Annotated in this window: 14 protein-coding genes (1 of these 14 cut by a window edge); all 14 read right to left on the reverse strand. The window is 38.9% G+C overall.

Features of this window, described 5'->3' with window-relative positions:
* Positions 1 to 21: 21 nt before the first annotated feature.
* Positions 22 to 1,392, reverse strand: a complete 1,371-nt coding sequence (locus IGL90_RS11375) for an acetyl-CoA carboxylase biotin carboxylase subunit (RefSeq protein ID WP_002373903.1) — start codon at positions 1,390 to 1,392, stop codon at positions 22 to 24.
* A gap of 7 nt (positions 1,393 to 1,399) precedes the next feature.
* On the reverse strand, positions 1,400 to 1,825 hold the full coding sequence (gene fabZ / locus IGL90_RS11380; protein ID WP_002356286.1) for a 3-hydroxyacyl-ACP dehydratase FabZ: 426 nt from the start codon (positions 1,823 to 1,825) through the stop codon (positions 1,400 to 1,402).
* 3 nt (positions 1,826 to 1,828) lie between these two features.
* A complete protein-coding gene (accB, locus tag IGL90_RS11385; protein WP_048737840.1) occupies positions 1,829 to 2,317 on the reverse strand; it encodes an acetyl-CoA carboxylase biotin carboxyl carrier protein in 489 nt (162 codons plus the stop codon).
* A gap of 1 nt (position 2,318) precedes the next feature.
* Positions 2,319 to 3,554 carry a beta-ketoacyl-ACP synthase II gene (fabF, locus tag IGL90_RS11390; RefSeq protein WP_002382453.1) on the reverse strand — a complete coding sequence of 412 codons (1,236 nt, stop codon included), beginning with the start codon at positions 3,552 to 3,554 and terminating at the stop codon, positions 2,319 to 2,321.
* Between the two features lie 18 nt (positions 3,555 to 3,572).
* Positions 3,573 to 4,310 (reverse strand): 3-oxoacyl-[acyl-carrier-protein] reductase, encoded by a 738-nt coding sequence (gene fabG, locus IGL90_RS11395; protein ID WP_002356283.1) that lies wholly within the window; start codon positions 4,308 to 4,310, stop codon positions 3,573 to 3,575.
* A gap of 3 nt (positions 4,311 to 4,313) precedes the next feature.
* A complete protein-coding gene (gene fabD / locus IGL90_RS11400) occupies positions 4,314 to 5,243 on the reverse strand; it encodes an ACP S-malonyltransferase (protein ID WP_048737838.1) in 930 nt (309 codons plus the stop codon).
* A gap of 32 nt (positions 5,244 to 5,275) precedes the next feature.
* Positions 5,276 to 6,232, reverse strand: a complete 957-nt coding sequence (fabK, locus tag IGL90_RS11405) for an enoyl-[acyl-carrier-protein] reductase FabK (protein WP_002356279.1) — start codon at positions 6,230 to 6,232, stop codon at positions 5,276 to 5,278.
* A gap of 136 nt (positions 6,233 to 6,368) precedes the next feature.
* A complete protein-coding gene (locus IGL90_RS11410; protein WP_002356278.1) occupies positions 6,369 to 6,596 on the reverse strand; it encodes an acyl carrier protein in 228 nt (75 codons plus the stop codon).
* Positions 6,597 to 6,648: 52 nt separating this feature from the next.
* Entirely contained in the window at positions 6,649 to 7,614 is a 966-nt protein-coding gene (locus IGL90_RS11415; RefSeq protein ID WP_002359378.1) for a beta-ketoacyl-ACP synthase III, read from the reverse strand.
* A 15-nt stretch (positions 7,615 to 7,629) separates the two neighbouring features.
* Positions 7,630 to 8,070, reverse strand: a complete 441-nt coding sequence (gene fabT / locus IGL90_RS11420) for a fatty acid biosynthesis transcriptional regulator FabT (protein WP_002362455.1) — start codon at positions 8,068 to 8,070, stop codon at positions 7,630 to 7,632.
* A 389-nt stretch (positions 8,071 to 8,459) separates the two neighbouring features.
* A complete protein-coding gene (locus IGL90_RS11425; RefSeq protein ID WP_002379802.1) occupies positions 8,460 to 8,690 on the reverse strand; it encodes a YkuJ family protein in 231 nt (76 codons plus the stop codon).
* Between the two features lie 100 nt (positions 8,691 to 8,790).
* Positions 8,791 to 9,681, reverse strand: a complete 891-nt coding sequence (locus IGL90_RS11430) for an NAD(P)-dependent oxidoreductase (protein WP_002356274.1) — start codon at positions 9,679 to 9,681, stop codon at positions 8,791 to 8,793.
* 72 nt (positions 9,682 to 9,753) lie between these two features.
* A complete protein-coding gene (bgsB, locus tag IGL90_RS11435; RefSeq protein ID WP_010825503.1) occupies positions 9,754 to 10,977 on the reverse strand; it encodes a cell wall glycolipid biosynthesis glucosyltransferase BgsB in 1,224 nt (407 codons plus the stop codon).
* 46 nt (positions 10,978 to 11,023) lie between these two features.
* Positions 11,024 to 11,490, reverse strand: partial view of a cell wall glycolipid biosynthesis glucosyltransferase BgsA gene (gene bgsA, locus IGL90_RS11440; RefSeq protein WP_002359375.1) — the end only. It continues 538 nt past the right edge of the window; 467 of the gene's 1,005 nt are visible here — the last part of the coding sequence; the start codon falls outside the window, past its right edge; its stop codon occupies positions 11,024 to 11,026.

Genomic DNA, 11,490 nt, shown 5'->3' on the forward strand with positions numbered 1-11,490 from the left:
AGCTCTTGCGGCGTTCTTTCTTTAATGATTGCTTTCTGGCTCCCAATTTGGTAGAAATGTTTCTTGTAAAAAGCTTGTGTCATAGTCACCTGTCAAAACATTGTCATGTGTAATTAAATCCAATTGGAATTCGGCATTCGTAATAATACCTTCTGTTACAATTTCATTTAAAGCCCTTTGCATTTTCATCAAGGCATCAAAACGATTTTCACCATGTACGATGACTTTCGCAATCATTGAATCATAATAAGGCGGAATTGAATACCCTGAATACATAGCGCTGTCTACACGCAAGCCCATTCCACCACTAGGCAACAAGAGATTTTGAATTTTACCTGGTGAAGGAGCAAAATTAAAGGCAGGATTTTCAGCGTTAATTCGGCACTCAATCGCATGCCCAGTCATGGTAACATCCTCTTGGGTATAGCCTAAAGGTTCACCTGAAGCAATTTCTAATTGTGCTTTGACTAAATCAATCCCTGTTACCATTTCCGTAACTGGATGTTCGACTTGGATGCGGGTATTCATTTCCATGAAATAAAAGTCGCCAGCTGGATCCATCAAAAATTCAATGGTTCCGGCATTTTCATAATGCACAGCTTGTGCCGCTCGAACGGCCGTTTCGCCTAACATCTGACGCTTTTCTTCAGAAATAGCAATCGATGGTGATTCTTCTAACACTTTTTGATTATTTCTTTGTAGTGAGCAATCACGTTCTCCTAAGTGAATCACATGCCCATATTGATCACCTAAAATTTGCACTTCGATATGACGTGCTGGATAAATAATTTTTTCTAAATACATATCATCATTACCAAATGCGGCTTTGGCTTCTTGCTGCGCTGAAGTAAAGTGTTTCGGTAACTCTTCTTTTGAAAGAACTTTTCGGATTCCTTTTCCGCCACCACCAGCAGCTGCCTTTAACATCACTGGGTAACCAATTTTTTCAGCAATCGTCAACGCTTCTTCGACAGAATCAATGACGCCATCACTCCCAGGAATAACAGGTACCTTGGCTTTTTGCATCAGTTGACGTGCGTTTATTTTATTGCCCATTGCATCAATCGTTTCTGCTTTAGGACCGATAAAAGTAATGTTGCATTCTTCGCACATTGAAGCAAATTGACTATTTTCAGATAAGAAACCAAACCCTGGATGAATCGCTTCAGCATTGGTAACAATCGCTGCACTTAAAACAGCTTGAACATTTAAATAAGAATCAGTTGCTTTCGCCGGTCCAATACAAATAGCTTCATCTGCTAACTGTGTGTGTAACGCTTCTTGATCCGCTTCAGAGTAAACAGCAACTGTTTGAACGCCTAATTCGCGACAGGCACGAATAATACGAACAGCGATTTCTCCGCGGTTTGCGATTAATACTTTCGAAAACATTTTTCACCTATCCAATCATAAAGGTTAATTCAGCCTCGGCAACTTTTTTTCCATTAACTTTTGCCACACCTTTACCCATTCCAGCAGAAGCACGGACTTTTAAAAGTTCAACCTCTAAAATTAATGTGTCGCCTGGTGTTACCTTTTGTCTAAATTTTGCTTTATCTAATCCACCAAAGTATGCCGTTTTCCCTTTGAATTCAGGCATTGAAAGTAATGCCACGGCGCCTGCTTGAGCCAACGATTCAATAATTAAAACTCCTGGCAAAACAGGATTCCCAGGAAAATGACCTTGAAAAACTTGCTCATTAACCGTTACATTCTTTTTCGCTACAACGCGTTCCCCGGGAATGACTTCTTCAACACTATCTAATAATAAAAAGGGATAGCGATGTGGTAAAATTTCTTGAATTTCTGTAATTGTTAATTTCATGTTTTATTCTCCTTTAGCAACTCGGAATAGCGGCTGACCAAATTCAACCACATCTTCATTGTTGACTAACACTTCGGTAATCACACCGTCAACTGTCGCCGTAATTTCATTCATTAATTTCATCGCTTCAACGATACACACAACGTCACCCGTTTTAACAGTGTCTCCTACTTTGACAAAGTTCTCTTTATCTGGTGCTGGTTGTAAATAAACGATTCCTACAATAGGTGACGTAATTTCTTCTGTCTTTTTATTGACTGTCGGTGTATTGGTTGGCGTTTCTTCAACGACAGAAACTGTTTCAACAGGCACTGACACACCACTAGCGGCTACTGGTGTTTCTTGTGGTTGCGCCACTGGTTCTACGGCACTTCGTCCAGAAACTGTATTTTTATTCATATATAATTCAAACGAGCCTTCTCGTAAATCGAATTCGGTTAAAGTTGATTGATCAAATTGTGTTAATAGTGCTTTTACTTCTTCTAACTGCATGTTAATCCTCCCAGCGTTTTAAGCAAATAACTGCATTGTGGCCACCAAAGCCTAGCGAGTTACTTAAAGCATAATCAAATTTATGCTCTTTGCTTTCGTTTAAAACAACGTTCACCGTAATTGCTTCATCTTGATTTTCCACATTAATGGTTGGCGGAATAAATTGATGTTGTAAAGCATTTAGGGTAGCAATTCCTTCAATCCCACCAGCGGCGCCTAAGAGATGTCCCGTCATACTCTTCGTACTACTTACATACGCCGTTTTTGCGGCATTACCTAAAGCCAATTCAATAGCTTTAGATTCTGCACTGTCATTGGCTTGTGTGCTTGTTCCATGGGCGTTAATATAGCCAATTTTTTCTGGAGAAATCCCCGCTTCTTCCATTGCTAGTACCATGGCTTTCGCTGCGCCGCTCCCATCTGGTGTTGGTGATGTCATATGATAGGCATCGCAATTAGCACCATAGCCAACCACTTCACCTAAAATAGTTGCGCCTCGTTCTAGAGCATGATCTAATGATTCTAAAATAAAGACACCCGCACCTTCTCCCATCACAAATCCACTACGTTCTTTATCAAAGGGAATTGAGGCTTTTTCTGGATCAGTCGCCTTTGTTAAAGCGGTCAAGGAAGCAAATCCTGAAATACCGATTTCTGTAATAGGCGCTTCTGCTCCACCAGCAATAATGACATCGGAGTAGCCATGTTTGATATTGCGGAACGCTTCCCCAATTGAATGGGTTGCACTAGCACAAGCCGTCACTGTTGACGTACAAATTCCTTTGGCACCAACACGTAAAGCAATATTTCCCGCCACCATGTTTCCAATCGCCATTGGAATAAATAACGGTGCCACACGTTCAGGTCCTTTGTCGTGCATCCGAATTACTTGATTTTGAATTGTTTCCAAACCACCAATCCCGGAACCCACCATGACGCCAAACCGATCCACATCTAGTTGACTGGTATCCAAGCCACTCATAGCCATTGCTTCTAAGGCCGCATAAATGCCAAATAACGAAAACTTATCCATGCGTTTGCCATCTTTTTTAACAAAATATTTTTCCATTGGAAAGTCTTTCACTTCAGCTGCTAAGGTGACACCTGTTTCACTAACATCAAATTTACTAATCGGTCCGATACCATTTTTCCCTGTTTTCAAACTTTCTAAAAAAGTCTCAGGTTCATTGCCAATCGGCGAGGTGACACCGTAACCGGTAATAACTACTCGATTCATCCTTTTGACTCCTTTCGTTTATCCGTGCATGACTAAGCCGCCATCAACATTCACTACTTGCCCAGTAATATAGGGACTTTTAGCTAAGAAAATCGCTGTAGCTGCGACATCTTCGACTTGCCCAAACGTTTGTAAGGGAATTTGCGCATTCATTTGTGTTTTAACTTTTTCCGATAAAACATCCGTCATTTCTGTTTGGATAAACCCTGGTGCAATCGCATTGCAGGTAATACCGCGCGGCGCAACTTCTCGTGCCACCGATTTAGTAAAACCAACGACACCTGCTTTACTCGCAGCGTAGTTTGCTTGACCAACATTTCCCATTAAACCAGAAACGCTAGCCATATTAATAATCCGACCACTTCGTTGTTTCATCATACGTTTAACCGCTTGTTGGGTCATGTTAAAAGTTCCTACCAAGTTAATATCTAAACAGGCATTAAAATCCTCTTTTGTCATTCGTAATAATAATTTATCATTCGTAATCCCAGCGTTATTCACCAGAATATCAATCGAGCCTAATTGGTCAACAGTTGCTTGAATCATCTCACCTGCTGCATCAAAATCGGAAATATCTCCAGAAAGGCCAATACATTTTACCCCAAAGGCTTCAATTTCTTGTCGTTGTTCTGGCGTAATCTCACTCCGACCGTTTAAAACAATATTGGCGCCCTCTTTCGCAAAAGCCAACGCAACTGCTTTGCCAATCCCGCGAGTGCTTCCAGTAATAAATACGTTTTTCCCTGTTAATTCCATTTTTTACCTCCCAGTAAGTGCTGTTAACGTTTCTTTTAATGTTGCAACATCTTCCACACGGTGCATTTCAATTGTTTTGTCAATTTTTTTAACAAAACCAGTTAATGTTTTCCCTGGACCAACTTCAATCATCGTTCCTACGTTCATAGCCTTCATCGTTTCGATACTGTCTTCAAAACGTACCGCAGACATGACTTGCTTTTCCAATAACGCTTGAATTGCCTCTTGGGGCATAATTTCGGCAGTCGTATTACTAATGACAGGAATTTGCATCGTTTGAAAGTTCAATTTTGCTAAATCCTGAGCCAATTTTTTTGATGCTGGTTGTAACAGCGCCGTATGGAAAGGACCACTCACATTTAACGGAATCATTCGTTTCACACCAGCTTCTTTGAGAAGTGTCATCGCTTGATCAACAGCAGCAACCTCACCACCAATCACGATTTGTTGTGGTGTATTATAATTTGCTGGAGCCACAATTCCGAAAGCACTGGCTTCTTGGCAGGCTTTCTCAATTACTTCACGCTCAGCATTCATAACAGCAACCATTTTGCCAGTTCCTTGTGGTGCTGCTTCTGTCATGTACTGACCGCGCTTTTGGACCAAGGCCACTGCTTCTGAAAAGCGCAAAGCCCCGCTGGCAACCAAAGCACTGTATTCCCCTAAGCTTAAACCCGCTACGACATCAGGCGTTAGTCCTTTTTGTTGCAAAAGACGGTAAAATGCGACACTGACTGTTAAAATAGCAGGTTGCGTATATTCTGTTTCATTTAAACGTTCATTTTCAGTAAAACAAAGTTCTGCCATCTCATAACCTAAGATATGACTTGCTTCATCGAAAGTTTCCCGAACAATCGCTTCTTGGTGATATAATTCTTCACCCATCCCTTGATACTGGGCTCCTTGTCCACTAAATAAAATCGCTGTTTTCATACGACACCTCATTTTTTGTTAAAATTATTCACTTAGCCCCAACGCTGATTCATCTTATGTACAATCGCTTTGCATTCAGACATGAGTGAATCAATGATTTCTTGGGCTGTTTCTTCTTTTTTTATTAACCCGGCAATTTGTCCCGCCATGACGGAACCGTAATCCATATCCCCGTCAACGACAGCTTTGCGCAAAGCGCCCTGACCAATTTTTTCAAACATTTCTAAATCAGGCACTTCTTTTTGGAGTTCTTGCTTTTCTAATTGATTATATTGAGCGGTTAATTTATTTTTTAAAGTACGCACTGGATGGCCAAAATGTTGGCAGGTAATTACTGCATCTAAATCACGTGCCTTTAAAACTTTCTGTTTATAATCTGGATGAACGTTGCATTCTTTGGCAATTAAAAAACGTGTGCCTAACTGGACTGCTTCAGCACCTAACATAAAGGCCGCAGCCATACCACGACCATCACCAATCCCACCTGCTGCAATCACAGGAATTGACACAGCGTCAACGATTTGCGGTAAGCCACTCATAGTGGTTAACTTGCCAATATGTCCACCAGCTTCCATTCCTTCAAAAATGACAGCATCGGCACCAATTTTTTCCATTCTTTTTGCTAAAGCAACTGAAGGAACTACTGGGATTACTTTAATGTTATGTTCTTTAAAACGAGCCATGTATTTGGCTGGATTGCCTGCACCTGTCGTTACGACAGGAACCTGTTCTTCACAAACCAAATCGACAATTTCATCGGCAAAAGGTGAAAGTAACATGATATTGACACCAAAGGGTTGCTCCGTTAATTCTTTAACTTTTTTAATTTCTTTTTTTACGACTTCTTTTGGGGCATTGCCGCCAGCAATAATCCCTAATCCACCAGCGTTTGACACGGCACTTGCTAATGAAGCATCGGCTACCCAAGCCATACCGCCTTGAAAAATGGGATAATTGATTCCAAGCAACTCACATAACTGTTGATTCATTGATTTTATACGTCCTTTAGTTCTAAGATAAGTACACTTCATTCAAGTAAAAAAGGATTTTTCCGGCTTATTTACTTGTTTTTTTAGGGACTGGATCATTTAGCAATTAAATGTCCCAGCCCCCTATTTTCATGTATTAGTTTGCTTGTTGTTTTTCTACATATGTTACTAAATCTTGAACGGTTTGGATGCCATCTTCTGTTTCGATTTTCACATCAAATTCATCTTCGATTTCGTTAATGATTTGGAATAAATCTAAGCTATCCGCATCTAATTCTTCTTGAATGTTTGTAGTTAATTGTACCTCTTCAGCATCTTTTCCTAATTCTTCTACGATAATTGCTTGAATTTTTTCAAATACCATGTGTATATTCCTCCAAAATAGTCATTTTCTTCATTTATATGTGAACAGTTTTTTACAGCGTTAGGAGCAGTGAGCCCCATGTTAAGCCGCCGCCAAATCCTGTTAGCACCACGCGTTGTTGGGAACCTAAAATTAAGGTCCCATTTTCAACTGCTTCATCCAACAAAATAGGAATACTAGCAGCTGAGGTATTGCCATATTTATCCATATTCGTTAAAAACTTCTCGCGGGAAATCTTCGTCTTACGTGCAATTTTATCGATAATGCGCACATTTGCTTGATGTAATAGAAGATAATCCACGGTTTCGTCCGTCACGAGTGATAAAATATTTTGTGAAACATCTTTAATCGCAAAATCAAAAATACTACGTCCTTCCATCTGTAGCGTCTTACTAGCCTGCTCATGCCCCTGATAAAAAGGACTTTCGTTGATCGTGTAGCCTGACGTTAAAGCCGCCCACCGTTGTCCATCTGCTTGTAATTTTTCATTTAGAAAATGCGGTGTCTCAGCCGCTTCAATCAAGACGCCAGCAGCCCCATCACCGAAAAGCACCGCTGTGGAGCGATCGGTCCAATCCAACATTTTGGAAAATGTTTCGCCACCAATTACTAGACCTGTTTGATAACGACCACTTAAGACTAGTTTTTCTGCCATGCTTAAGGCATAGACAAAACCAGAACACGCTGCACTGATGTCAAAAGCAAAGGCCTCAGTGGCGCCAATTGCGCCTTGCACTTGGCAAGCAACAGAAGGCATATTGAAATCTGGTGTCACTGTTGCAACTAAAATAAAGTCAATCTCACTTGCTTGCTTTCCAGATTTTTCCAATAACTGTTTTGCGACCTGATGACATAAATCAGACGTATTTTCTTGCGTAACGATGCGACGTTCACTAATGCCTGTTCGCGAATGTATCCATTCATCAGAGGTATCCATCATTTCACTCAGTTGGTGATTCGTGACACAATTCTCTGGAACATAACGGCTTGTACAACTAATTCGTGCATAATTCTTCATGGGGATCCTCACTTTTTATTTGTATTCTTGCAAGAAATCATGAAGATTTTTTAGTGCTCTTAACAGCGCTTGTTCTTCTTCTTGCTCCATGCCTTTCAAAATGTTTTTAACCATTTCACGATGAAAATGCTGATGGACTCTAAAAAGTAATTTTCCTTTTTTAGTTAAGCCAAGCTTTACTACACGTCGATCATCTTCACTACGCAAACGTTCAACATAGCCTTTTTTAACTAAGTTGTTAATCGCTACAGTAAGTGTTCCGACAGTAATTGAAAGTTCCTTGGCTACTTCTGAAGACGTTTTTTTCTTGTACATACCAATTGCTTCGATTGTGTGCATCTCCGTAATGGATAAATCATTAAATTGTGATTTTTTCAATTCAGATTCTTCAATCGTTAAGATGTCATTAAAGACACTGACTAAGTAATCGTTGACTGTTTCTAAATTAGGTTCCATTCTGTGCACCATCCATATACTTTGATTATCAAAACATTTGATGTTCAAACTATATCGTAAATAAGCAAAGAATGCAAGAGAATTTTCTATATTTTTAATGAAATATTCTTCAAATATTTCAAAAAAGGCGCATTTTCAAGGGACGAGGCTTTTAAAAAAAGGATCAATTACTTTGATACCCAAACTATTTTCACAGAAAAAGGAAAGAAGTGCAACTAAAAAGCATCACTGGCACTCCCCTGATTGAGAAGTGCCAGTGATTTTTGTTATATAATTCTTAAATTCCCACTAAGCTATTGCTACAACTTGACTGGATAATACGAGAAGAGAGTGAACCAGAAGCTTTGGTGCTTCTACTCCACTCCCTTATTAAAATGTAGGACGATTAATTATTGAATTAAGTCGTAAATTTCCATTGCTACAATATCGATGTTATCGAATTGATAGCTTTGGTGCGTATCAGATTCTGTTAATTCAAATGTTTCTGTTGATTTATCAAAACTTACAATACATTTCTCTACGCCTTCACGTTCAAAGCGGCGTACTTGTACTTCATTATCTGCTGCTTCGATCATTGCTTCCAGTCTCTTAATAATCGCCACAAGTTGTGAATGTTTCATCAGTGGGCCTCCTTTTGCAAACTAGTTCTGTACCATTGTAACAAAACATTGCCTAACTTGCATGATTTTTCGTCATTTTTTTTGATTTTTTTGTTGTTCTTTAATTTTTATTCGTTGGTTGCTTGCCATCTGTCCACCAAAGCTTAATTAAGGCCTGTGTGCCATCATTTTCAAACCCTTTATCTGCAAGGCTTTCATATAATTCTGTCGCTTTTTGCGTCGCTGGCAATGGAAGGTCAAGTTTTTTTGCTTCATCTAACGCAATCTTTAAATCTTTGATAAAATGTTTAACAAAAAAGCCTGGCGTATAATCTTCTTTTAAAATACGCGGACCATAATTACTTAATGACCAGTTTGCAGCACTACCACCACCGACTGTTTCCAGAACTTTTTCTAAAGTTAATCCTGTCGCATTTGCGTAAACGAGCATTTCAGTCAAACCGGTCATTGTGCCTGCAATCATTAACTGATTCGCCATCTTAGTGTGTTGCCCTTTTCCAGCTGAGCCGTGTAGCATAAACGTTTTACCAAATGTTTTGAAAATTGGTAAGACGGTGTCATAACTTTCTTGATCGCCACCAACCATAATTGTTAAAGTACCATTTTTAGCACCTAAGTCACCACCAGAAACTGGCGCATCCAACGCATGAGCACCCACTTCTGCTGCTTTTTTGGCAATCTTTTCAGCCAAGGTTGGCGTACTTGTGGTTAAATCTACTACTATTTTACCTGTAAGATCTGCTTGAAAAATCCCTGTTTCATTAAAATACACGCCTTCAACATCTGAAGGAAAGCCAACCATTGTAAAAATGATATCACTCGCTTCCGCAATTGCTTTTGGCGTATCATACCAAACTGCTCCTTCAGCAACTAAATCATCTGTTTTACTTTTTGTTCGATTATAAACATTGACAGATAAATTGTTTTTCATCATATTACGAATAATTGATTTCCCCATGACACCCGTTCCAATAAAGCCGATTTTAGACATAGTAGCTTCCTCCGTTCTTAAAATAAAAAACTTTCCTCCTTCAGTATAAACGAAGGAGGAAAGTTTTGCAGTTTATTTTCTTAAAGATGTAAATTTTACTTTAATTTTTTTTATTGAGTCCGCATTTTCTTTTTCCATTTGAAGTTGATCAAAGTAAATCAATGTGTCTTGATAAAATTCAATCATTTTGTTGCCAAAGTTTGTAGAAGAAATTTCAAATAATTTTTCATCTAAAATAGTTTGGTCTATTTTAATATTTGCTTGTATATAGTCAATCAATGTTGGGGCAAAATCACTGTCTGTCTTAAAAGTTTTGCCTAAGCTTTCATGATCAAATAAATTATTTAAATAGGCGTTCCCTTCTGCAACACATTGAACGCCAGCAGCCATCGCTTCTGTATAAGTTAAGCCTTGTGTTTCCGACGTTGAGGCGCTGACAAAATAGTCAGCAGCTTTATAATAAATGGCGACTTCTTCATTTGGCACTTCACCCGTAAATTGAACGTATTCACTGACTTCTAGTTCTTCTGCTAATTCTTTTAAATCCTCTAGATAGGGACCATTTCCAACTATTACTAAACGAGTTTGTGGTAATTTTTCAATAACTTGTGGTAACCCTTGAATAATTGCTTGAATATTTTTTTCATAAGAAATTCGACTTAACGATAACAACATAATCTGTTGCTCTTCAATACCTAGTTGTTGACGCATTCCAGCGATCATTTCCTCAGTAATATCGGGACGTAAAAACTTATCAATTTCGATCCCTGTTGGAATAATTCTCATTGGTGCGGTTACTCCATAATCCCGTAATTTTTCAATTACACGTTCACTGGGACAAACAACACCTGTCGTATGATTTGTAAACACTCTTGAAAAGAATTTAACATGTGATGGACGGACGACTTTTCCTTTAGCAATATAATGTAAGTAATCTTCATACATCGTATGATACGTATGGATGACAGGAATTTTCATTTTTTTCCCAACCATTTTCCCTAAAATACCCGCACCAAATTCAGTATGTGTATGAATTAAATCTAATTCCAATTCTTTGGCAATTAAATAGGCGTACCACATACCGCGAACCACTACTCGGCGATCTTTAAAAGACACGAATGGCACACTAGGCATTCGTATGACATCTTCTTCAAAATCAGTCGCGTTAGGATCGGTTGTCGTAAAAATATACACTTCATGGCCGTGCTTTTCTAATTCATCTTTTAAGGTCTTAATAGAAGTCGCTACCCCACTCACTTGCGGGAAATACGTATCAGTAAAAAAACCAATTTTCACTCTCATTACCTCCATTTCATCTAACAATAACTGCCTTCAATATTTGTTAAGATAAGACTGTTTCGTAGACTTCTTTTAACTCGTAACCAATTTGCTTGATACTTCTTTGCTCTGCTACTTGATAGCCTGCTTCTCTAGTGCTAGGTATTTTCCCTTCTAATAAGCCTTCAATATATTTTTTAAATTCTTCAATAGAATGACCCATATAACAATTTTCATTAGCTACTAGCCAGCCTTGATAAACTGGAATATCACGCACTAAAACTTGTTGCTGACTAGCTAATGCTTCTAAAACAACAATTCCTTCCGTTTCTTCACGAGAAGGGAAAAAGAAGAGATTCGCTGCCGCATAAGCCCCTTCGATGACATCTCCTTTAATATAACCTGGGAAAATAACATTTTCTGGATGATCTTCTTTAACTAATTGTCGGATATTTTTTGGGATAGAATACATTGGTGTATCACCAAACCAAATAAATTGATACTCTGGTAACTGTCGCGCAACTTCAATAA

It is taken from the genome of Enterococcus sp. DIV1307a (assembly GCF_050537425.1).
Taxonomy (GTDB): Bacteria; Bacillota; Bacilli; order Lactobacillales; family Enterococcaceae; genus Enterococcus; species Enterococcus faecalis.